We start from the raw sequence: 22,746 nt of genomic DNA on the forward strand, positions 1-22,746 counted from the left end.
GGGCGCAGGCTGGTCCTACGCGCCGATAAACCCGCGGCGCAGCAATCCGCCCAGCACACCGCGAAGACTGGCGACGGCGGCGATGTTGCCGTGCGACGCGCTGAACAGCCACACCACCAGACGCTGATACTGTTCGGCGCTCGGCTCAAGCCGCGCCAGCACGGTTTGGCGGGATCGCGAGACCATGGAAATGTCGGTCCACCCCAGCTCCTCCAGGTGAATTCTGTAGCGCCAGCCGGCAAGCTCAAGCGCCTCGCCCGACCGACCCGAGAGCCGCACCGAGTCCGGTGATATCGCGAGCAGGCGGCACGACAGGATTTTTCCTTCGCCGAAGAGCCAGACCAGTTCGTCCGTCTCGAACATGTGACCGGAGCGAGGCAGCTCGAAGCAGACCAGGAACGCGATGAAGGCGATCAGCATCGCGATCGCCGCCCACAGCATGTTGAAGAAATCGAGCGAGGAAATCTCGCTGGCGCCGTACGGGGAGACGTACGCCCACACGATGCTTGCGGCGGAGCTTGCCGCGATCAATCCGAAAATGGCGGCGAGTTTCCAGTGGATGCGCGGCGCCGATCGATCACCTCCCTTGTCGGTGATCTTGAAGGGACGTCCGAACGGCTTGACGATGGCGCTGAGCAGCGTTGCGGTCACCGCAAAGCAGGTGACGGCGTGGGTGGCCTCCATGAACAAGGGCAGCGTCCGCGCGCGCGATATCCAGCTCATGTAGATAATCTGTCCGAGCAGCGCCGGCATGCCATAGCGCAGGAAGGAATGATAATCGGCTTCGAACGCGGGCAGCCCGCCGAACCAATAGATCGTCGGTGCGATCAATAGCAGCACCATGAAGGGTTTGGAGAGCCAGTTCAGCACGCCGTGCACATAGTGCCAGCGCTCGGTGAAGCTGAAGCCGCGGCCGAACAGCGGTCCGTTGCGCAGCAGGGCAACCTGTATGGTGCCAAGGCACCAGCGAGCGCGCTGAGTGACATATTCCGGGATGCCTTCGGCCGAAAGTCCGAAACTGAGCGGCTCGTTCAGCCAGACCGTGCGATAGCCGCGCGCCAGCATGGTGTAAGTGAGGTTGATATCCTCCGAGATCGCCTGTTCGGGAAAGCCGCCGATCTCGTCGAGCCGGTCGCGGCGAACAACGAAGGAGGTGCCGACGCAGAACGCGCAGCCCCACGCATCCTTGGCGGGTTGAAAGACGTCGAAGAAGAAGCGTTGATCGTCGACCCAGCTCTTCTCAGCCAGGAGATTATGCTGGATCGGATCGGCGTTGTAGTAAAACTGCGGGGTCTGCACGATCGCAACCTCCGGATCGGACAGCAGCAGGCCGACCGTGCGTTTCAAGAAGTCACGCCGCGGCGCGAAATCCGCATCGAGCACCAGAATGACCGGCGCGGCGGTCGCACGGCCAGCCGCGGCCAACCCGTTGTTGAGGTTGCCGGCCTTGGCACCCCTGTTGTCAGGCCGTGTCAGATGGCGTGCGCCGACCCGCTCGCAATAGTCCCGCAGCCAGTCGCGTCGCGTGTCATCGAGAACCCACACCGTCACATTGGCATAGTCGAGCGCCAGCGCGCCCAGGATCGAGCGCTGGAGGATTTCGAACGGCTCGTCATAGGTGCAGATGAAGACGTCGACGGCGGGATCGCGATTGTCCGCGGCCAAAAGCTGCTGGGCGGCGTCGGCCTGCGCGGTGCGGTCGGTGCTGCGGAACAGGATGACGATCGAGATCAGCGTGTAGAGGATCGCGAGCAACTCGAACGCAATGAAGAGCCGCGGCCAAAGACTTTGCGCCGATAACTCGAACGGCGGCAGCGTATCGCTCCATCGCCACAGCGCATACATGACGAGAAGGGCCGCCGTGGTCGTCCCGAACAGCGTACGGTGGCTGGCATGCGACGGCTCCAACAGCCGAGCCATGACCAGAAGCCCGAGCAAAATGCCGACGTCGATGGTCAGGACTGACACGATATCCGCGGCGGATGGGAACATTAGCGTATCCTTTTGCCGGTGAACGGATTCCAGCCGGTTTCGGCCAGCGCGGCCCACGCCGTCGCGCCGAGATGCGGGCGGCGGTAGTAGAAAAAGTCGGGATCGCCGCCGCTGGTCGGATCGATCGATAATCCCGTCGTCAGCCGCGCCGGCCGTGACGCATTGAGCAGGCCGGACGACGTCTGGTCCGCCTTCAGGTCTGCCAGCAGTCGATCGCTCTCGTGTAGGTCGCCGCTGATCCGGTAGGCCAAGGCCGCCTGCGCGGTGCCCTCCACCCAGAGGCCGTCGCGATCGCCGTTGAAATCGAAACCGCCGTCGACCCCGAGCCGCGCTTTTGCGAAGCCGAGCGCGCTCTTCCATGCTGCGGGCGATTCAGGCATCGCCATCCACGGCCAAAGCTGCGCGTCGAGCGCGAGCAGGCCCTCGTCCGCGAGGCTGCCGTCAGGCTTCGTCCCAAGCAGGAAGTGATCGCCGCGAAAGGCGCGATCGAGCAGCCGCCGCGCCTGTCCTGCCGCGCTGTCGTATTTCCGTTCGCCAGTCAGGCGGAACAGCCAGCGAGCGGCGGCGTGAACGTCGGCGTTGTGCTCGGTCGACATCCAGGTGAGCCTGACCTGCTTCGGATCGTAGCCGTGAAAGCCGCCGTAAAAGCCATTTTCGGAAGCGGTTGCGCCGATCATCCAATCGACCAGGCGCTCCGCGTCGGCGAGATATCGAGGATCGTGGGTTGCCTGATGCAGCGTCAGCAGTGCCAAGGCAGCCCAGGCGACGTTTCCGGTCGAGGTGCCGTCCTGCGCCGGATCCTCCGCCCAGACCCTGGCATGTCCGTCCCACCAGCCCGGTAGATCGGGAATAGGCTGGTTCACCGCGCCGGCACGATAGGCATTGCGCACACGGCCGTCATCGAAGCTCCGGTCGTTGCCTGCGGCGCGGCTGAGCGCGTTGCTGATTGGCCTTGCATCCGACACGTTGCCGCAGGCAACAAGCGCAATGACGGCGAGCGCATTGTCGTAGACGAACGCCGTCGTGGCGAGACCCGCGGGAAGGGCCGCTTCATCCTCGCCGGGCTCATAGCTGCGGACGAAGACCGCGTCGGCCGCGCTGCTGTGCGGCGCGACCGCCTTTTTCAGCCCGGCGCAGAACGTGCTTGCGGTTTGCGCCGTGTGGCCTGCCGCCGGCGCGCCCACGATCGCCGCGCACAGCATCATCGCGATGGCCGATTTCATTGCGATACGAGGGCACGAGTTCCGGGTGGTGGTTCGTTGTCGTCGGCCTTCGGCTGCGGCGGCTCCGAGGCATGGAAAGCGTCATGCAGACGAGCGATACCGGCGCGCCGGGCATCCGCATCCGGCGGCGTCTTCTGCGCGGTATCGGCGGTGCCTGCGTCGCCGCCGATCCACGACGCAACGTAGTGGCCGAGCCGGTGCCAAGTGACCGACATCGAGGGGACCACACCATTCTCGCGCGTCACCGTCACCCATTGGCCGACCGGACAGGCGGACGCGTCGGCGGTCCCCGTTTGCTGCACCGGTCCGCCGTCGCCTGCCTGGTCCGGCGTGATGATGGCGTAGAGTTCGCGCCGCTCGGTTTGCGGGAACGGAACGGCAAAGCGCTCATCGGCTTTGTCGCTGGTCTTCGGTACGACCGCAGTGACGACGCCGGACCGCAACGAACTCCCGTCGATGCGAACGCGGGTGCCGGGCATCATGCTCTGGCCCTGCCGGTAGGAAAAGATGGCGACGACAAAGCGCTTGTCGCAGTCGATGACGGAGCTGATAGTATCACCGGCGCTGACATGCCGCCCCATCGCGGCGCCGACGCTCGAGACCTTGCCCTGGCCGCGCGCGACGACATCGGCATCCGCCAGCGTCGCCAGCCTGCGCGTTTCGGCGTCGATCAGGTGCTCGAGATCGGCAAGCACTGCGGCTTGCTGCTTTTGCTCGATTTTCATCCGCGTGGCGTCGAGATCGATGTCCCTGCGCTTCTGGGCCAGATTGTTGAGAGCAACCAGTTCCTCGCCGACATAGATACCCCTGCTCAGGGCGTTGAGCTGTGCCATCTTCTGATTCAGCTTGGCGGCCTCTGCGTCCGCACCATGTATGGTCGCGGCATATTGCTGAGTTGTCGGCCGGAGCATGTCGTTACTCGCGGCATTGCGTGTCACCATATTGGTCTGGCGGTCGACCAGGGCCTTCTTTTCACCGCTCGCGGCGTTGGATTGAGCAACACGGGCGCGAAGCTCCTCGATCCGCGACTGTAACTGACCCTTGAGCTGGCTGGTCTGGTCAGCAATCTCGCCATCGAGGGACGAAACATAGTTGAAGTCCGATTCGTGCTTTGCGCGCGTCGCATCGAGCTTCTGCCGTGCGTCGGACGCCTTTTCCTGCAACGCGATCAGCGTCCCGCGATCGATCCTTGGATTGCTGATCCGCGCCAGCGTTTCGCCATCGCGGACGTCCCGGCCCGGAAGCACCGTCAACAGGCCGACTTCGCCGCTGATCGGCGCGGTCAAAAGCGTAACGGGGGCGTTGACCACGGCACGATCGGATTGATCCGCAACGATCGGCGGCGTCACCGCGGTGAGCATCAGGACAGAGAGCAATCCGGCGACGCCGATGGCGGATATTCTCAGTATTCCGGGATGTTTCCGCACAGTACCGCGCGTTTCAGATCTATCAATCATCAGTTCTCTCTCGGTTGGGAGGGCCTAAAAGAGCGCGTCTTGGTGATTGGTTGCCTGTTTTTCCCTGCGCATGGCTAGGACTGCAACAACGCAGAGTGCATTTGGTTGCTGCAGAAACCGAGCGGAAAACCTGCAGCAGGAGCGGCGGACGCACGGAGGAACGGGTGAACGGCAGCCCGGATCGCCGGTTCCGGCCGTACGGCGGCGGCTGATGATAGCGGACAGCCCAAGGGGCGATGGGCCCTGCTGCGATATCGCCCCGCGATCGGAGCGGACATCGGCTGCGCGGACCCCGATAACCCCCGATTCACCAGCACGCGGCCGAATGCGCATTTTTCGCTGCCCGGCACCGGCTCACGGGCTTATGATCCTCCGATTCCATTGCGCCGCGGCTGGCCCGTGATCCCGGCCGGAAGAGGCCGGTTGTCCAGGCCGCATGCGTGCAGACCAGTTGCCGAGGAGACCATGACGCAGGCTCCGTTTGCCACCCACGACGTCTTCAACCAATCGCCGCCGTTCGAAAATGTCGACCTGTTCACGGTGGATGCGCCGCTCGCCGCGGCGGTCGCTGCCAATGGCGGGGCGGGGGCAACGGCTGAGCTGTCCGATTTCGGCAAGCATTGGGGATCCGCTGCCATGGCGGAGCGCGGCCGCATCGCCAACGAGAACACGCCGAAGCTGCGGCTGTTCGATGCCAGGGGCAATCGCCGCGACGAGGTCGAGTTTCACCCGGCCTATCACGAGCTGATGGCGCACTCCGCGCATGCCGGCGTGCACAACTCGACCTGGAGCGCCGACGGCAAGCCGGCCGGCGGAGCGGCCGAGGTGGTGCGTGCGGCAAAGTTCTACATCGCTTCCCAGGTCGAGACCGGCCATCTCTGCCCGATCACGATGACGCGCGCCTCGGTCGCGGCGCTGGCCTCGCAGCTGGACATTCTGGCGAAGACGATGCCGGTGATCGGAACGCGCGCCTACGATCCCACCTTTGCGCCGTGGTGGACCAAGCGCGGCATGACCCTCGGCATGGGCATGACGGAAAAGCAGGGCGGCACGGATGTGCGCGCCAACATGACGCGCGCCGAGCACGACGGCGGGGCCTGGCGCATCACCGGGCACAAATGGTTCATGTCGGCGCCGATGTGCGACGCCTTCCTGGTGCTGGCGCAGACCATGAATGGGCTGAGCTGCTTCTTCATGCCGCGCTTTGCGTCCGACGGCACGGTCAACGCGATCCACTTCCAGCGCCTGAAGGACAAGCTCGGCAACCGCTCCAATGCCTCGTCGGAGGTCGAATTCCGCGGCGCTTATGCCGAGCTGATCGGCGAGGAGGGCAAGGGCATCCGCACCATCATCCAGATGGTGCAGCTGACGCGGCAGGATTGCGCGATCGCATCCGCCGGGCTGATGCGCTCGGGGCTGGCGCATGCGCTCCATCACGCGCGGCACCGCAGCGTGTTCCAGAAGCATCTCGCCGACCAGCCGCTGATGCAGGCAGTGCTGTCGGACATGGCGCTGCATGTCGAGGCGTCGATCGCGCTGGTGATGAGGCTCTGCCGTGCCTTCGATCGCGCGCCGGCCGATGCGGGCGAGGCCGCCTATATGCGGCTGCTGACGCCGGCGATCAAATACTGGACCTGCAAGAGCGCGCCCGGCTTCCTCTATGAGGCGATGGAGTGCCTCGGCGGCAATGGCTATGTCGAGGAAGGCATTTTGGCGCGCCATTACCGGGAGGCGCCGGTCAACGCGATCTGGGAGGGGTCCGGCAACGTGATGTGCCTCGACGTGCTGCGCGCGCTCGGCCGCGAGGCCGATGCCGCGCTCGCGGTGCTGCGCGCGCTCGCCGAGGAGACCAGGGGCCTGCCCGGCGCCGCCGAGGCTGTTGCCTCGATCGGGCAGTCGTTCCGGCGGCCGGACAGCGAGCGCGTCGCGCGGCTTGCGGTCGAACAGCTGGCGCTCCTGGCGGCAACCGCGGCGCTCAACCAGGTCTCGCCGAAAAACGCCGAACTGTTCGCGGTGACACGGCTTGCCGAACGCCACGCCGGCATGTACGGCGCGGTGGACTTATCCGATGCCAATCAGCGCGCGCTGCTGGCGCGGGCGCTGCCATGACCACATTGACCACCGTCATGCCCGGCCTTGTGCCGGGCATCCACGTCTTTGCTTCGACAGGGCAAGGAAAGACGTGGATGGCCGGGACAAGCCCGGCCATGACGAATTGATAGAGCCGAGGTTCGCTGATGGATTCTCTCACGCCGCAAGCCGCGACTGCCGCGATCGAACCGCCGCCGCTCCCCCCGCGGGTCTGGAAATTCTGGGGCACCGCGCTGTGGGGCCTGTTGATCTTCGCCGCGATGTTCGTCGGCCAGGTCACGGTCATCGTCTGGCGCATCGTCGCGCAGGGCGGCGAGGTGTCGACGGCCGGCATCACTCATGTGGTCGCCGACGGCCTGACGATCTCGCTCTCGGTCCTCGCCGGCCTGCCGATGGTGCTGCTGGTGCTGTGGTTCGCGATCCGCCGGACCCGGATCCCGTTCGCCGATTACCTCGGGCTGCGCGGGACGTCGTGGAAGAACGTGATCATCGGCATCGTCGCGCTCGTCGTGCTGGTCGGAGCCTGGGACATGGTGTCCCGCGCCGCCGGCCGCGAGGTATCGCCGGGCTTCATGGGCGACGTGCTGAAATCGGCGCAGGAGCACAGTGCACTGTGGCTCCTGGTGATCGCCTTCGCCGTGGCCGCGCCGCTCTGGGAGGAACTGTTCGCACGCGGCTGGCTCTACCGCGGCTGGTCGGAATCCGCGCTCGGACCCTATGGCGCGATCCTGCTGTCGTCGATCGTCTGGACGGTGATGCACCTGCAGTACGACTGGTTCTTCCTCTGCCAGGTGCTGACGATCGGCCTCCTGTTCGGCTATTTGCGCTTCCGCACCGGCTCGACCTGGCTGACCATCCTGCTGCACGGGCTGAACAATTTTGCGGCGACGATCCAGACCTGGTGGCTGGCTGGCTGAGAGTTCCCTATGCTAGGTTGAAGCTAGGCCCACCTTCGCTGCAACGTTGTTGCAGAAGAATCCCATATGTCGAACTTCGAGAATGCCAACGCGCCGGTCCCGGCTTCGGCGAAATCGCCGCGGGTATGGGATTTCCTGGAGACGACGCTTGTTGGCCTTCTCGCCTACGGCGCGTTTCTTCTGACGGGAGGGCTTGGTGTTCTTGTCCTTATGCACGCGCAGTATGGGACAATCCCGATTGCTCAGGTCGGGCTCGAGGGACGCTGGCAGGTGCAGGTCTGGTGCTCGGAAGTCCAGCCGCTGTTGCGGTGCTTTGGGTCGCCGTCCGCAAGCTCGATCGGGGCTTTTCCGAGTACCTTGCGCTCAATTGGCCCAGTTCAAGAGAGCTTTTTCTCGCATTGGCCATCGCGGCAGTTCTGCTGATTGTGGAGAGCTGTTTTCTAGCTTTCGTAGGAGCAGACACGAGTTGGGCCGCTCCCAATCTGAACGTGCACGGGCGGGTTGGCTTGCTCACCCTCCTGATCGGCTGCTGCTTGGCCGCGCCGATCATGGAGGAGTTTGTCTTCCGCGGCTTTTTGTTTCGAGGATGGTCGCAGTCCTTCCTCGGAACAGTCGGTGCCATCGTCTTGACATCACTGGTTTGGGCTCTCAACCACACGCAGTACGATTGGTCCTATCGTTTTTGTCTATTCATTTTCGGCCTCGCTCTGGGCTACTTTCGTTGGCGCAGTAATTCGACCTGGCTGACTGTGATCGTTCACTCGGCCTTGAACATAGTCAGCTGCTTCATGATAGGCCCTTACGCTTAACGCCCCATCGCGACGACACGATCGGCAACGTGATGGCCGCCGGAGCCGTCTGCAGCGCGATGATCCGGAACAAGCAGTGGCGCATCGCCGCCCATCGGAAGGTTGACGAAGGGGTGACGAAGGGGATGCCAGCATCCCGTCCGAGTGCTATGATCTGGATCAATGAATGAGCGCGGGCCGGACTGAAACCAGGCAGCGGCGGCTGCCGTCGTGCGAGCTCTTCTCATGGCTATCTTGATCCGAGCAATCCTGGCCGGCGTCGTCGCGCTGGCCTCTCTCGGCGCCATCACGCAGCACGTGCGCGACCAGGGCGTTACCGACACCGAAATCCGGATCGGCAATGTCATGCCGTATAGCGGCGCGCTGGAGATTTTCGGCCAGATCGGCAAGGCGGAAGCCGCCTATTTCGAGATGATCAACGAACGCGGCGGCATCAATGGCCGCAAGATCCGCTTCATGTCCTATGACGATCTGTCGGATCCCTCCAACGCCATGGATCTCACGCGAATTCTGGTCGAGACCGACAATGTGCTCTTGATGTTCGGTTCGTTCGGCACGCCGGGGAATCTCGCGGTGCGGAAGTATCTCAACGAACGCAAGATCCCCCAGCTTTTCGTTGCTTCCGGCGATCACGAGCTCAGTGAGCCGGCCTCCTATCCGTGGACCATGGGCTGGCAGCCTTCGTATCGCGAGGAGGGACGCATCTACGCGAACTACATCCAGGCTTTCTATCCCGGCAAGAAAATCGTGGCGCTTTGGGAGAATGACCAGTTCGGGCGCGAATTGTTCAAGGGACTGGTGCAAGGGCTGGGCGACGTCGCCCACAACATCAGGGTCGACATCGCCTACGATGTCGACGATCAGCACCTGGACGGCCACGTCTCGATCCTGAAGCAATCTGGCGCCGAGGTCTTCGTGTTTGCCGGAGTACCGGAAAATGCCGCCAAGGTGATCCGCGCGGCGGCCGACCACGGCTGGCGGCCGGTGTTCGTCGTGAACCAGATGGCGTCATCGATCGAGACGGTGCTCAAGCGGGCCGGCACGGAGAATGCGACCGGCGTCATCACCGCCGCGTTCCTGAAGGATGCGAGCGATCCGGCCTGGAGAGCGGAGCAGGGCGCCTGGTACAGCTTCCTGGACAAGTACACCAAAGCCGGCGGCAAGGATGACGCGGCCGCAGTCTACGGCTATGCCGCCGCCGAAACGATGGTCGAGGTGCTCAGGCAATGCGGCAACGACCTGTCGCGCGAGAACGTCATGAAGCAGGCTGCGGCGCTCAGGGATTATCAGGCGTCCGCCTTGCTCCCCGGCATCAAGATCAACACCGCTCAGTTCCGACCGGTCGAGCAATTGCGGTTGCTTCAGTTCGATGGCCGTAGCTGGCAGCCGATCGGGGATGTGCTCGATACGGCGTTCGCCGGTTCGACCGGGAAATAGCGGCGATCAACATAAGCCTACGAGCCGCGCGCAATTGTTGCGGGCCTTCGCTCTTGCTGAAGCGCAAGGGCGAGTTGTGGTGCTACGTCGCTGGGACCGGCGGGCCGGTCTATTGCGGGAGGGCGCGCGCCGCGCGGCGCCGACGGGGCCTCGAAAGAGACGCAACTTCGAAAGTAATGACTTGTTGCGCGAATGGCACAGGAGGCCGCGGCCAAATCAGGTACATTGATACTGTATTGAAAGACTTTTCATCACCCGGAGCATTGCGTTGGCGTCAGACGCAGTCAGTCTGGCTGATACAACAAGCGTAGCGGACGGGGCGGCTGCTACAGCGCCGTTTCGCGTAAAGATCGTGACGCGCGACGAAATCGCCGGTTGTCCCGCTTGGGAGGCCAGTTTCGCCGACCTGCGCAAGGATCACCGCTACTACGAGATACTGGAGGATACGCTCCGTGAGCGTGTCGAGTACCGGTACTTCGCGATCATCGACCGGGCAGGCTGTCTCCATGCCGTCCAGCCGTTTTTTCTTCTCGACCAGGACGTTCTCGAAGGACTTGGAGCGCAATGGCAGCCGCTGCTGGCGCGCATCCGAGGCTTCGTTCCCGGGTTTCTCAAGATGCGAACCCTGATGGTCGGATGCTTCGCCGGTGAAGGGCATCTTGCCGGATCAAGCACGGTGCCGTCCGGCAAGATCGCCGAGATTCTTTGCGGCGAAATCGTCACGCTCGCCCGATCGTGCGGGACGCAACTCATCGTCCTGAAGGAATTTCCTGCGCGCTACCGGCCGGTGCTGGATTGCTTTGTCCGGCGCGGCTTCGCCCGTGCGCCGAGCATGCCGATGACGGCCCTCAATATCGAGCACGACGACTTCGATGCCTACATGCAAAATGCGCTGCCGCGATCGGCACGCTGGCAGCTCCGCAAGAAATTCAAGGCAACCGACGGTGAAACCATAGCTCTTACCGTCACCGACGACGCAAGGGATGCCGTCGACGAGATCTATCCGCTCTACCTGCAGGTCTTCGATCGCTCGAAATTCCGTTTCGAGAAACTGACAGCCGACTATCTCCGCCGGCTCGGCAGTGACATGAAGGACAAGGTCCGCTTCTTCATCTGGCGCCGTGGCGGGAAGGTGATCGCCTTCAGCCTTTGCATGGTCGAAGGCGACAGTCTGTTCTGGGAGTATGTCGGACTCGACTATGCTGTCGCACTCGACCTTCATCTTTATTACTACACCATTCGCGACATGATGAATTGGGCGATCGCCAACGGTTACAGGTGGCTCCGAAGCACGGGTCTCACCTACGAACCGAAATTCCGGATGCGGCATGACCTCGATCCGCTCGACCTCTATGTGCGGCTTCGCTCCCCGCTTCCGAACGCGATCTTCAGGCTCCTGTTGCCCTGGATCGTACCGGCCCGCTATGACAAGACCTTGCGCAAATTCGCGAACTATCGCGAAGTCTGGTAGCGGCCGATTGCGCGGCGATATTCAAGGCCGATCGGGTACGCCTTCTAAAGCCCCACCGCGGCAATCACGATCGGCATCGTGATCGCGGCCAGAATTGTCTGCAGCGTGATGATCTGGGCGAGCAGCGGCGCGTCGCCGCCCATCTGGCGCGCCAGCACATAGGCTGACGGCGAGGTCGGCACCGCGGCGCAGGCCGCGACGATGGCGAGGTTGGACCCGGTGACGCCGAACCACACCGCGAGCGCGACGGTCAGCGCCGGCATCAGCACGAGTTTCAGGACCAATGCCGCGCTGGCAGCGAGGCTGGGCCGGAAGATGCCTTCCAGATGCAGCCCGGCCCCGGTGACGAGCAGGCCGATCGCCAGCGACGAGCCGCCGAGCGCGTCGGCGACGTCATACCAGATCTGTGGCAGCGGGATGTGCGCGACATTGATGACGAGCCCGATGACGCAGGCCCAGATCAGCGGGTTCTGCACGACAGTCATCACGATGGCGCCGGTCGAACGCTTCTCGGACGAGGCATATTTCGCCAGCACGGCGACGCTGAACACATTGACCAGCGGGATGATCGCGACCATCGCGACCGAAGCCAGGGCAAGGCCTGTGCTGCCATAGAGATTGCGCGACACCGAAAGCGCGACATAGGTCTGCCAACGGGTCGCGCCCTGGAAGATCGAGGTGAAGGCGGGGCCGTCGACGCCAGCGCGCGCCAGCGGGCCGCGCAGCGCGAGGCAGAACAGCGACATCACCAGCGCCGCGAGCAGCAGCGCGCCGCCGACGCCCGCGACCGGCACCGTGGTCAGGTCGGCCTTCACCAGGGTCTGCACCAGGAGCACCGGGAACAGCACGTAATAGGTCAGCCGCTCCAGCCCGTGCCATTGCGTATCGAGCGGCATCAGCGTGCGCTTGAGGACGAAGCCGAGCACGATCAAGAGGAACACCGGCAGCAGCGCCGCGATCACCACGGCCATGATCAGCGCTCCCCGCGCAGCTTCGCGAGCCGGTCCAGCGCACCCTGCAGGATGAAGATCGCGGCGTGCTCGTCGATCACCTCGGCGCGCCGGGCGCGGCTGACGTCCATCCCGATCAGCTCGCGCTCGACCGCCGCGGTCGAGAGCCGCTCGTCCCACAGCCCGATCGCAAGCGCGGTGAGGCCGGCGAGGTTGCGGGCAAACGCCCGGGTCGATTGCGCGCGCGGGCCTTCGCTGCCGTCCATGTTGATCGGCAGCCCGAGCACGAAACCGACGGCGTTGCGTTCGGCGGCGATCGCGAGCAGCCGTGCCGCGTCGACCTTGAACTGCTTGCGCTGGATGGTCTCGACGCCGGTCGCCAGCCGCCGGTCCGGATCGGAGGCGGCAACCCCGATGGTCTTGGTGCCGAGGTCGAGGCCGACAAGCGCGCCGCGCTCGGGCCAGTGCGGCGCAGCTTCGATCAGGGGAAGGATGGGGGCGGGCATGGCGCTAGCGCTTAGCACGCGCCCGCGCGCCGAGGCAAAGCCCGGCACTGCCGTGGCGTCCATGCGAAAAAGCCGGTCAGGCGGCGATCACCCGCTCGTCGCCACCGAGGCACGCGGCCAACCCCTGCAACGCGCTGTACTGATGCGCGGTGCGGCGCTGGATGAACAGCGTCTCGACATGCGCATGCTGCGGATTGAGCTTGTGGATGTTGATGTCGCGCTGGACATGGTCGCGCTCGACGACGGCGCGCGGCAGCAGGGTGACGCCCATGTCGGCGGCGACGCAGCCGACCATGCCGTCGAGCGTGCCGAACTCGAACCGGACGGCCGACGGCCAGCCGAACTCGGTAAACACCTGTTCGAGACGCTGCCGGTAAGTGCAGCCGGTGCGGAACACCAGCGCGGTCGGGCCCGACTCCGGCGTGCCGGCGCGCAAGGCGGCCAGCGATTTCCAGCGCTGCGCGGTGACCAACACCAGTTCCTCGGTGAAGGCTGATGTTGCTGACAGTTCGGCATGCTCGATCGGGCCGGCAACAAAGGCGCCGTCGAGCGAGCCGTCGAGCACGGCGGCAACGAGGTCGGCGGTCGGCGCGGTGCGCAAGGTCAGGCGCACCGCCGGATAGCGGCGATGAAACTCGGCGAGTAGCGTCGGCAGCCGCACCGCGGCGGTGGTTTCCATCGAGCCGATCGACAGCGGACCCTTCGGCTCGCCATCGTCGCGCGCGGCGAGCACGGCTTCGCGCGACAGCGCCGCCATGCGCTGCGCATAGGGCAACAGGCGGCGGCCGGCGCCGGTCAGCGACATGCCGCGGCTGTGGCGCTCGAACAGCGCGGTGCCGATCTCGGCCTCCAGCGCCTTGATGCGCTGAGTGACGTTCGACTGCACCGTGTTCAGCTCGTCGGCGGCCCGGGTGATGCCGCCAAGCCGCGCGACCGTGGAAAAGGTGAGCAGGTCGGTCAATTCCATCTGGGATCACCGTTCTGATTTAGAGATGGTAGCGTTCTCTAGTATTCATTTTCACAGAATGTTAGCCCGACCTAGTCTGGTTGTCCACAAACCCCGGAGGGACGCCATGTCGATCGACACGCCGCTGACTGCGCTTTTGGGAATCCGGCAACCGATCTTGCTCGCACCGATGGATGTGGTCGCGGGCGCGAGGCTCGTGACTGCGGTCAGCGCCGCCGGCGGCCTTGGCATTCTCGGCGGGGGCTATGGCGACCGGCCTTGGCTCGAGCAGGAGACGGCGAAGCTCCGGAAATCGACGACCCCGTTCGGCATCGGCTTCATCACCTGGAGCATGGCGAAGCAGCCGGAGGTGTTGGACGTCGCGCTTGCAGCACAACCGCGCGCGATCATGCTGTCGTTCGGTGATCCGAAGCCGTTCGGACCGCGGATCAAGCAAGCCGGTGCGCGCCTCATTTGCCAGGTGCAGGACGAAGAGATGGCGCAGGACGCACTGGATGCCGGCGCCGACGTCCTCGTCGCGCAGGGGACCGAGGCCGGCGGTCATGGCGCGTCGCGAACCACTCTTGATGTCGTGCCGGCGATCGTTGATCTCGCCGCGGGGCGTGTCCCGGTGGTTGCCGCCGGCGGCATCGCGGACGGCCGCGGTCTTGCCGCCATGCTGATGCTCGGCGCCTCCGGTGTGCTGCTCGGCACACGATTCTACGCGAGCCAGGAAGCCGAGATCGCTGACGAAGCGAAGCGGCGGGTCTGTGCCGCCAAGAGCGGTGAGACGGTGCGTGGCATCGTCTTCGATCTGTCACGCAACAATGTCTGGCCGGCTCCGTTCAACGGGCGCTGTCTCGTCAACGATCATGTCCAGCGCTGGACGGGACGTGAGGTCGAATTGCTCCAGAATGTGAAGAAGGTTGCCGCCGACTATGCGGAGGCCAAGGCGCGCGGCGATTTCGACGTCGCCGCCGTCATCGCGGGCGAAGCGGTTGGGCTGATCCACGACGTTCCGCCGGCGGCCGAGATTGTCGACAGGATCACGTTGGAGGCCGAACAGATTCTGCGTGGACGTCGCAACTCCGTGCTCAACCCTGCGCAGGCGCCGGCTCCTGCCTGAAAAGGCGTGAATCGGAACGCGCATCGCATAAGAGACTTGAATCCGTAGCGATCGGTGATAGTTCCGCTCGCTGGCTTTCTTATCGAACCGACCCTCTCCTTTTTGCGGAGAGGGTTCAAAACCAACAACAACCAGTTCAAGAGCAAGAAGAATGTGGCCTGATCGACGTCTAACTGATCTCTTCAAAACCGAATTCCCGATCGTACTGGCGCCGATGGCGGGCGTGATGGATGCGGAGCTTGTCATCGCAGCCGCAGAGGGTGGCGCACTCGGCTCATTGCCATGCGCGATGCTATCGGCCGAGAAGACACGCGAGCAGGTCAATATCATCCGTCAGCGCATTTCGGCGCCCGTCAACATGAACTTCTTCTGCCACACGCCGGTCGAGACCGATCGCGCGCATGAAGCGACATGGCGGCAGCTGCTCGCGCCTTACTATCACGAGCTCGGCCTCGATCCGGATGCGCCGATCAACGCGGCGAACCGCGCGCCGTTCGACGCGGCGTTTTGCGCTGTGGTCGAGGAGCTGAAGCCCGAGGTGGTCAGCTTCCATTTCGGCCTGCCGGAGCCGAAGCTGTTGCAGCGGGTGAAGGCGGCCGGTGCGATCGTGATGTCGTCGGCGACCACGGTGAAGGAGGCGATCTGGCTGGAAGAGAACGGCGCCGATGTCGTCATCGCGCAGGGCGCCGACGCCGGCGGCCATCGCGCCATGTTCCTGACCGAGAATATTTCCGAGCAGCCCGGGACGTTCTCGCTGTTGCCGCAGGTGGTCGATGCGGTGAAGGTGCCGGTGGTCGCGGCCGGCGGTATCGCTGACGGGCGCGGGATCGCGGCGGCATTCGCGCTCGGCGCCGCGGCCGTTCAGATCGGCTCGGCCTATCTGCGCTGCCCGGAATCCAAGGTAACCCCGCAGGGCCGTGTCGCGCTGGCGCAAGCGAGCGACGAATCGACCGTCATCACCAATGTGATGACCGGACGCCCGGCGCGCGGCGTCGCCAACCGCGTGATGCGCGAGGTCGGGCCGATCTCGCCGACGCGCCGGCGTTCCCGCACGCAGCAACCGCCCTCGGACCGCTGAAGGCGGCTGCCGAAAAACAGGGCAAGGTCGATTTCACCAATCTGTGGGCCGGGCAGGCGGTGCGGATGGGCAAGGAAATGCCGGCGGCCGAATTGACCCGCGCGCTCGCCGGCGCCGCGCTGGCGCGGATGGCGGCTCTGTCTCAGGCCTGACGCGCGGCCTCGTTCAGACCAGGCAGGCCACGTAGAGGATCGCGACCCCCAGCGCCGTGCCGATCGACCAGAGGGCGGGGTCCCAGCCCTCCGGGCGGGGGCTGCCGTTGAGCATTGACATGACGCGCTCCGAACTTTTCTGTTTGGTGGAGTAGGCGCCGTGAATGTTTCGGGACGACGTCGCGGTGGCCGCGAACTGGTTTCGTCGTGCGTTTCGCAGCCGGAATGCGTGGCAGGGTGTCTTGCCCGGTCGCCGGATGGGCGCAAAGCCCCGTTGGGCGGGCAAATTCGCGCGGTTGCGGCGCAAAACCGGCCTCTGCTATACGGCAGGCTGACCTTTCAGCCCCGAGGCCCTATATAATGTCCGTAGACGCCACGACCGTCCGCCGCATCGCGCATCTGGCGCGGATCGCGGTCAGCGACGCCGAAGTTCCCCATCTCCAGGGCGAGCTGAACGCGATGCTGGCCTTTGTGGAGCAGCTGTCGGAAGTGAATATCGACGGCGTCGAGCCGATGACCTCGGTGACGCCGATGGAGATGAAGAAGCGCGCCGACGTGGTCAATGACGGCGAGATCGCCGACGTCATTGTCCGCAACGCGCCCGACAGCGTGAACGACTTCTTCCTGGTGCCGAAGGTGGTCGAGTAACGCAAGCATCGCGTTTTCGAGCGAAGTGGATACCGGTTCGCGTGAAGAAAACGCGTCAAACAAAAGCGACAAAGTTCAATGTGTCTGCTGTGCGACGATGAGAAGGCCTACAAGGCCTATATGGACTTCCTCGATGCCATGGAGCGCAAGGGGAAGGTCGCCGATCCCAACACGGCGATGGACGCCGTGCTCGACCATCTCGAGGCGCTTGACGCCGCCCGCGCCAAGGAAAATGCCAAAGCCCGGCATGACGACCCCGCCAACGACAAGACCCTGTCTCCGTTCTTCTGCAGCCCGATCAATAAATGACTGATTTGACATCGCTGACGATCGCCGAGGCCCGCGAGGGCCTGGCGAGCAAGTCTTTCACCGCCGTTGAGCTGACCGACGCACATCTCGCCGCGATCGAAGCCGCGCGCGTGCTCAATGCCTATGTGCTCGAGACGCCCGACCGCGCCCGCGAGATGGCCAAGGCCGCCGACGCGAAAATTGCAAAAGGCGAGGGCGGACCGCTCGCCGGCATCCCGCTCGGCATCAAGGACCTGTTCGCGACCCGCGACATCAGGACCACTGCGTGCTCGAATATCCTCGGCAATTTCATTCCGCCCTACGAGTCGACGGTGACCTCGCAGTTGTGGCGCGACGGTGCAGTGCTGCTCGGCAAACTCAACAATGACGAATTCGCGATGGGCTCGTCGAACGAGACCTCGTGCTTCGGCCCGGTCACCAACCCGTGGCGGCGCGAGGGCTCCAACACCACGCTGGTGCCGGGCGGCTCGTCCGGCGGCTCGGCTTCGGCGGTGGCGGCTGCTCTCTGCATGGGCGCGACCGCGACCGACACCGGCGGCTCGATCCGCCAGCCCGCCGCGTTCACCGCAACCGTCGGCATCAAGCCGACCTATGGCCGCTGCTCGCGCTGGGGCATCGTCGCGTTTGCATCCTCGCTCGACCAGGCCGGCCCGATCGCGCGCTCGACGCGCGATGCCGCGATCCTGATGCGCTCGATGGCGGGGCACGATCCCAAGGACACCACGTCGGTCGACATCGCCGTGCCGGACTACGAGGCCGCGATCGGCAAGTCCGTGAAGGGCATGAAGATCGGCATCCCCAGGGAATATCGGCTCGACGGCATGCCGGCCGAGATCGAAAAGCTCTGGAGCGAGGGCGCGCAGTGGCTGAAGGCCGCCGGCGCCGAGCTCGTCGAGGTGTCGCTGCCGCACACCAAATACGCACTGCCTGCCTATTACATCGTGGCACCGGCGGAGGCCTCGTCGAACCTCGCGCGCTACGACGGCGTGCGCTACGGGCTGCGCGAACCGGGCAGGAACATCATCGAGATGTACGAGAACACCCGCGCCGATGGTTTTGGCGACGAGGTGCGCCGCCGCGTGCTGATCGGCACCTATGTGCTGTCGGCCGGCTACTACGACGCCTATTATCTGCGCGCGCAAAAGGTCCGGACGCTGATCAAGAAGGACTTCGAGGACTGCTTCGCCAAGAGTGTCAACGCGATCCTGACGCCGGCGACGCCGTCGGCGGCGTTCGGCATCGGCGAGAAGGGCGGCGCCGATCCGGTCGAGATGTATCTCAACGACATCTTCACGGTGACCGTGAACATGGCGGGCCTGCCGGGCATCGCCGTGCCCGCCGGCAAGGACTCGCAAGGCCTGCCGCTCGGCCTGCAACTGATCGGCCGTCCGTTCGACGAGGAGACGCTGTTCTCGCTCGGCGAGGTGATCGAGCAGGCGGCCGGCCGGTTCACGGCGCCCAGATGGTGGTGAGCGATGGCGGATTTCCGCGCCAGTCTCGCTGACACCGCGCCCGATGCGGCGCTGTCGCCGCCGCTCGCCGCGTTATGGTGGGCGAAGAAGGGCGATTGGGACCAGGCGCACCGCATCGTGCAGGATGAGGCCGACGCCAATTCGGCCTGGGTGCATGCCCATCTGCATCGCGTCGAGGGCGATCTCGGCAATGCCGGCTACTGGTACCGCCAGGCCGGCCAGCCGGTCGCAAAGGACACGCTCGAGGCCGAGTGGGAGCGGATCGTAGCCACGCTGCTGGCGCAGCGCGGCTAAAGGACGCCGGTGCGGAGGCACCGCGAGCATTAACCCTGTTTCGGCCGCCATGCCGCCGCCCAGATTGGCCGTGATAGGCTAGTGGAACCGGGCGGGGCCAGCGGCAAAAGAGAGTATTCGTGCGTGGGTCGGGCATAGGGGGATGGCTGTCAGCAATGCTGGTGGCCGTGGTGGCGGTCGGCCTTGCCGGCTGCGCCTCCGTCTACAATCTGCCCGGCAATGTGCCGCTCGGCGCCGCGCTCGCCGACAACAGCAGCGCTCGCGACATTCCGGCCTACGAAGATGATCTGCTGCTCGCGCTGTCGTTCTCCGGCGGCGGCACCCGCGCGGCGGCGTTTTCCTTCGGCGTGCTGGAGGAGCTTGACCACACGCGTTCGAGTGCGGCGGGCACCAAGACGCTGCTCGACCGCGTCGACTTCGTCTCCGGCGTCTCCGGCGGATCGGTCACCGCCGCCTATTTCGGATTGAAGCGCCGCGCGGCGCTCGACGATTTCCGCCAGCGCTTCCTGCTGCGCAACGCCGAGGAGGGACTGAAGACCCGGATCTCGCTCGGCAATATCGGGCGCGCGCTCGGCGGCGGCGTCAACGACAGCCAGTTCACCGACTGGCTCGATCAGAATTTGTTCGACGGCGCGCGGTTCGACGCACTGGCCGACGATCGCCGGCCGCGGGTCTGGATCAACGCGTCTGATATCTACAACCGCACGCCGTTCGTGTTCGGCAAGACGTCGTTCGATGCCTTGTGCAGCGACATCAGATCATATCGTGTCGCCGAAGCGGTGGCGGCATCCGCCGCGGTGCCGCTGGCATTCGCCCCGATCGTGCTGCAAACCTATCCCGGTGGATGCGCCGCGCCGCTGCCGGCCTGGCTCGAGCGGGTGCGCAACGATCCGAACGCACAGCCGTTGCTGCGCGCCTACGCCGAGGCCCAGGCGCATTACCGCGACGGCTCGATGCGCTACGTCAAGCTGCTCGATGGCGGCCTTGTCGACAATTACGGCCTGTCGGGGCTGAGCATCGGCTTGCTCGCCGCGCAGCGTCCCTACGAGCCGCTGAACGAGCGGCAGGCAGCCAAGCTGAAGCGCATCCTGTTCCTGGTGGTCGACGCCGGCCGCGGCATCTCCGGCGACTTCGTGCAGACGCTCGAAGGGCCGAGCGGCGTCGAACTGGTGTCCGCGGCCGCCGACACCGCGATCGATGCCAGCGTGCGCTCCAGCTACGCCGCCTTCACGGCGCTCGCCGAGGACTGGTCCGGCAAGCTGAAGCGCTGGCGCTGCGGGCTGTCGGCGGCGGAGCGCAGCCGGCTCGGCGTCGGCGCCGGCTGGAAATGCGGCGACGTCGCGATCTATGTCGAGCGGCTCGGCTTCGACCGGCTCGGACCGGACCGCGCCGGCATCCTGAACGCCATCCCGACGCGGTTGTCGCTGCCGCCGGAGCAGGTCGACCAACTGATCGCGGGCGGCGCCGACGCGCTGCGCTCGAGCAAGGCCTACCAGCAGTTCCGGCGCGGGCTCTGATCCGCCGCAGGCGACGGCGGCGGGCTGCAAGGGGACTGTAAGGCGGCTTGACTGGCGCGATCGGTTGCGCGAAGCCCAATCCATCCCAGATATCCTTTATCCGGAAACCGAGATCCATGACCGCATCTGCCGCCCCGCACAAACTGATCAAGAGCGCCACCGGCGATTGGGAGGTCGTGATCGGCATGGAGATCCATGCCCAGGTCACCTCGAACGCGAAGCTGTTCTCCGGCGCATCGACCGCGTTCGGCGGCGAGCCCAATTCACATGTCTCGCTGGTCGATGCCGCGATGCCGGGCATGTTGCCCGTGATCAATGAGGAATGCGTCCGCCAGGCGGTGCGCACCGGTCTCGGGCTGAATGCGCAGATCAACCTGCGCTCGGTGTTCGACCGCAAGAACTATTTCTATCCGGACTCGCCGCAGGGCTACCAGATCAGCCAGTACAAGTCGCCGATCGTGGGCGAGGGCGAGGTGTCGCTCGAGCTCGACGGCGGCCGCAGCGTCACGATCGGGATCGAGCGGCTGCACCTGGAACAGGACGCCGGCAAGTTGCTGCACGATCAGTCGCCGACGATGTCCTATGTCGACCTCAACCGTTGCGGCGTTGCGCTGATGGAGATCGTCTCCAAGCCCGACATCCGCGACGCCGAGCAGGCCAAGGCCTACGTCACCAAGCTGCGCTCGATCCTGCGCTACCTCGGCACCTGCGACGGCGACATGGAGAAGGGCAATTTGCGCGCCGACGTCAACGTCTCGGTACGCCGTCACGGCGAAACCGCGCTCGGCACCCGCTGCGAAATCAAGAACATGAACTCGGTCAACTTCATCGGCCAGGCGATCGAGTACGAGGCGCGGCGTCAGATCGAGATCATCGAGGACGGCGGCTCGATCGACCAGGAAACCCGGCTGTTCGACCCGAACAAGGGCGAGACCCGCTCGATGCGCTCCAAGGAAGAGGCGCACGACTACCGTTACTTCCCCGATCCCGATCTGTTGCCGCTCGAGTTCAGCCAGGCCTTCGTCGACGACCTCAAGGCGCAGCTCCCGGAACTGCCGGACGAGAAGAAGTCCCGTTTTATTACGGGCTTCGGCCTGTCGCCCTATGATGCGAGCGTGCTGGTTGCCGAGCGCGAGAGCGCGGAGTTCTACGAGACGGTGCTGTCGGGTCTTGCCGACAAGGCGCGCGACGGCAAGCTCGCCGCCAACTGGGTGATCAACGAATTGTTCGGTCGTCTCAACAAGGAAGGCGTCGAGATCGCAGCCTCGCCGGTGTCGGCGGAGCAGCTCGCCGCGATCGTCGACCTGATCGGCGAGGGAACGATTTCCGGCAAGATCGCCAAGGACTTGTTCGAGATCGTCTGGCAGGAAGGCGGCGATCCGCGCGCGCTTGTCGAGGCGCGCGGCATGAAGCAGGTCACCGACCTCGGCGCGATCGAGAAGGTGGTCGACGACATCATCGCGGCCAATCCCGACAAGGTCGAGCAAGCGAAGGCGAAGCCGCAATTGGTCGGCTGGTTCGTCGGTCAGGTGATGAAGTCGTCGGGCGGCAAGGCGAACCCGCAGGCGGTCAACGACCTCTTGAAGTCGAAGCTCGGCATCTGAACAACAGGACAATGATGTTGTCCTTGGCGCATGATCCAGCCGGATCATGCTCCCTTGCATGCTCCTTTGCCGTCACCTTCGGTGTCGTCGCGCGCGCGTGAACGTGGCGTGATCCTGCCTCACACCCTCCGTTCGTGGCGCGCCGGCGCCACCGGTGCCGAATCGCAGAAGCCGCGATTCGTTCGCAAATCCGGTTCGGATGACCTCAAACGAGGCAAAAGCCGTCTTTCCCACGAAAATTTTTTCGTTGCCAAAAATTACGACTCGGCGTCGGCGACGTGCCGCTTTTCGTCTTCGCTCGCGACTCAGCGCAACGACGATCTCGCGTCGATCGCTTCAATGCGAATTCAAGAAAAGCCTACAACAGAAGGCATTTCCTGCAACGTTGACAAATGCCGATGTCGGCGGCTGTTGCACTTCTTGCATCGTCGCGTGAATGAAGTGTCGATTTGAACGGCGGCGCGCGCGGTGCGCGTTGCCACCGCTGCGTCAACACTTCCTTAAGCGGGACACTGTTTTTTTCGGTCTGTTGGTGTATTCGGGAAGTAGTGCATATCGATTCCCGAGTGCACGCAGCGAAGTAGAGCCATCTCACATACTGGAGGGCAACATGGCTAAGAAGGCAAAGAAGGCGAAGAAGGCGAAGAAGGCGAAGAGCGCAGTGAAGAAGACTGCGAAGAAGACCCGCAAGGTCGCCAAGAAGAAGTAAGCCTCTCGCCTCGAGAGGATTGCCGGCGGCTTGACGCC

At 64.7% G+C, this 22,746-nt stretch carries 19 protein-coding genes and 1 pseudogene; 14 read left to right on the forward strand and 6 right to left on the reverse strand.

The genetic code is table 11. The features are described 5' to 3' along the window. Positions 1-15 precede the first annotated feature (15 nt). The 3 genes from J2R80_RS26355 to J2R80_RS26365 are packed head-to-tail and all read right to left on the reverse strand — an operon-like array spanning position 16 to position 4,672. Positions 16-1,992 carry a glycosyltransferase family 2 protein gene (locus J2R80_RS26355; protein ID WP_253639720.1) on the reverse strand — a complete coding sequence of 659 codons (1,977 nt, stop codon included), beginning with the start codon at positions 1,990-1,992 and terminating at the stop codon, positions 16-18. Next, positions 1,992-3,215, reverse strand: a complete 1,224-nt coding sequence (locus J2R80_RS26360) for a hypothetical protein (protein ID WP_233475702.1) — start codon at positions 3,213-3,215, stop codon at positions 1,992-1,994. The genes J2R80_RS26355 and J2R80_RS26360 overlap by 1 nt, the downstream gene beginning before the upstream one ends. Beyond that, a complete protein-coding gene (locus J2R80_RS26365) occupies positions 3,212-4,672 on the reverse strand; it encodes an HlyD family efflux transporter periplasmic adaptor subunit (protein ID WP_253639721.1) in 1,461 nt (486 codons plus the stop codon). The genes J2R80_RS26360 and J2R80_RS26365 overlap by 4 nt, the downstream gene beginning before the upstream one ends. 465 nt (positions 4,673-5,137) lie before the next feature. Between J2R80_RS26365 and J2R80_RS26370 the strand changes: the two genes are divergently transcribed. From J2R80_RS26370 to J2R80_RS26390, 5 genes are all read left to right on the forward strand, one after another. Then, positions 5,138-6,781 carry an acyl-CoA dehydrogenase family protein gene (locus J2R80_RS26370; protein ID WP_253639722.1) on the forward strand — a complete coding sequence of 548 codons (1,644 nt, stop codon included), beginning with the start codon at positions 5,138-5,140 and terminating at the stop codon, positions 6,779-6,781. Positions 6,782-6,909: 128 nt separating this feature from the next. Next, a complete protein-coding gene (locus tag J2R80_RS26375) occupies positions 6,910-7,680 on the forward strand; it encodes a CPBP family intramembrane glutamic endopeptidase (RefSeq protein ID WP_253639723.1) in 771 nt (256 codons plus the stop codon). A 281-nt stretch (positions 7,681-7,961) separates the two neighbouring features. Further along, positions 7,962-8,489, forward strand: coding sequence for a CPBP family intramembrane glutamic endopeptidase (locus J2R80_RS26380; RefSeq protein ID WP_253639724.1), 528 nt, complete (start codon positions 7,962-7,964; stop codon positions 8,487-8,489). A 225-nt stretch (positions 8,490-8,714) separates the two neighbouring features. Next, complete coding sequence (locus tag J2R80_RS26385) at positions 8,715-9,926, forward strand: ABC transporter substrate-binding protein (RefSeq protein ID WP_253639725.1); 1,212 nt, start codon at positions 8,715-8,717, stop codon at positions 9,924-9,926. Positions 9,927-10,278: 352 nt separating this feature from the next. After that, entirely contained in the window at positions 10,279-11,397 is a 1,119-nt protein-coding gene (locus J2R80_RS26390; protein WP_253639726.1) for a GNAT family N-acetyltransferase, read from the forward strand. A gap of 44 nt (positions 11,398-11,441) precedes the next feature. Here the strand turns inward: J2R80_RS26390 and J2R80_RS26395 are convergent, their stop codons facing one another. From J2R80_RS26395 to J2R80_RS26405, 3 genes are all read right to left on the reverse strand, one after another. Next, positions 11,442-12,368, reverse strand: a complete 927-nt coding sequence (locus J2R80_RS26395) for an AEC family transporter (protein ID WP_253639727.1) — start codon at positions 12,366-12,368, stop codon at positions 11,442-11,444. A gap of 2 nt (positions 12,369-12,370) precedes the next feature. After that, positions 12,371-12,853 carry a Holliday junction resolvase RuvX gene (ruvX, locus tag J2R80_RS26400; protein ID WP_028341005.1) on the reverse strand — a complete coding sequence of 161 codons (483 nt, stop codon included), beginning with the start codon at positions 12,851-12,853 and terminating at the stop codon, positions 12,371-12,373. Positions 12,854-12,929: 76 nt separating this feature from the next. Continuing rightward, on the reverse strand, positions 12,930-13,820 hold the full coding sequence (locus J2R80_RS26405; protein WP_028333815.1) for a LysR family transcriptional regulator: 891 nt from the start codon (positions 13,818-13,820) through the stop codon (positions 12,930-12,932). On the opposite strand from J2R80_RS26405, the gene J2R80_RS26410 reads away from it, so the two are divergent. The 9 genes and pseudogenes from J2R80_RS26410 (at position 13,789) to J2R80_RS26450 (ending at position 22,452) form a co-directional block, all read left to right on the forward strand. Continuing rightward, positions 13,789-14,925, forward strand: a complete 1,137-nt coding sequence (locus J2R80_RS26410) for a nitronate monooxygenase (RefSeq protein ID WP_309143774.1) — start codon at positions 13,789-13,791, stop codon at positions 14,923-14,925. The genes J2R80_RS26405 and J2R80_RS26410 overlap by 32 nt on opposite strands. Positions 14,926-15,076: 151 nt before the next feature. Beyond that, positions 15,077-16,155 (forward strand): annotated as a pseudogene (locus tag J2R80_RS26415) (NAD(P)H-dependent flavin oxidoreductase). 360 nt (positions 16,156-16,515) lie between these two features. Beyond that, entirely contained in the window at positions 16,516-16,803 is a 288-nt protein-coding gene (gatC, locus tag J2R80_RS26420; RefSeq protein ID WP_168858153.1) for an Asp-tRNA(Asn)/Glu-tRNA(Gln) amidotransferase subunit GatC, read from the forward strand. Positions 16,804-16,881: 78 nt separating this feature from the next. Continuing rightward, complete coding sequence (locus J2R80_RS26425) at positions 16,882-17,112, forward strand: hypothetical protein (RefSeq protein WP_253639728.1); 231 nt, start codon at positions 16,882-16,884, stop codon at positions 17,110-17,112. Further along, positions 17,109-18,584, forward strand: a complete 1,476-nt coding sequence (gene gatA / locus J2R80_RS26430; RefSeq protein WP_253639729.1) for an Asp-tRNA(Asn)/Glu-tRNA(Gln) amidotransferase subunit GatA — start codon at positions 17,109-17,111, stop codon at positions 18,582-18,584. The genes J2R80_RS26425 and gatA overlap by 4 nt, the downstream gene beginning before the upstream one ends. Positions 18,585-18,587: 3 nt before the next feature. Continuing rightward, positions 18,588-18,878, forward strand: coding sequence for a hypothetical protein (locus J2R80_RS26435; RefSeq protein WP_253639730.1), 291 nt, complete (start codon positions 18,588-18,590; stop codon positions 18,876-18,878). A 155-nt stretch (positions 18,879-19,033) separates the two neighbouring features. Next, positions 19,034-20,395, forward strand: coding sequence for a patatin-like phospholipase family protein (locus J2R80_RS26440; RefSeq protein WP_253639731.1), 1,362 nt, complete (start codon positions 19,034-19,036; stop codon positions 20,393-20,395). A 116-nt stretch (positions 20,396-20,511) separates the two neighbouring features. Beyond that, entirely contained in the window at positions 20,512-21,999 is a 1,488-nt protein-coding gene (gatB, locus tag J2R80_RS26445) for an Asp-tRNA(Asn)/Glu-tRNA(Gln) amidotransferase subunit GatB (protein WP_253639732.1), read from the forward strand. A gap of 30 nt (positions 22,000-22,029) precedes the next feature. After that, positions 22,030-22,452, forward strand: a complete 423-nt coding sequence (locus tag J2R80_RS26450; protein WP_141341872.1) for a hypothetical protein — start codon at positions 22,030-22,032, stop codon at positions 22,450-22,452. Positions 22,453-22,746 lie beyond the last annotated feature (294 nt).

The organism is Bradyrhizobium sp. USDA 4541, from assembly GCF_024171085.1.
Classification (GTDB): Bacteria; Pseudomonadota; Alphaproteobacteria; order Rhizobiales; family Xanthobacteraceae; genus Bradyrhizobium; species Bradyrhizobium australafricanum.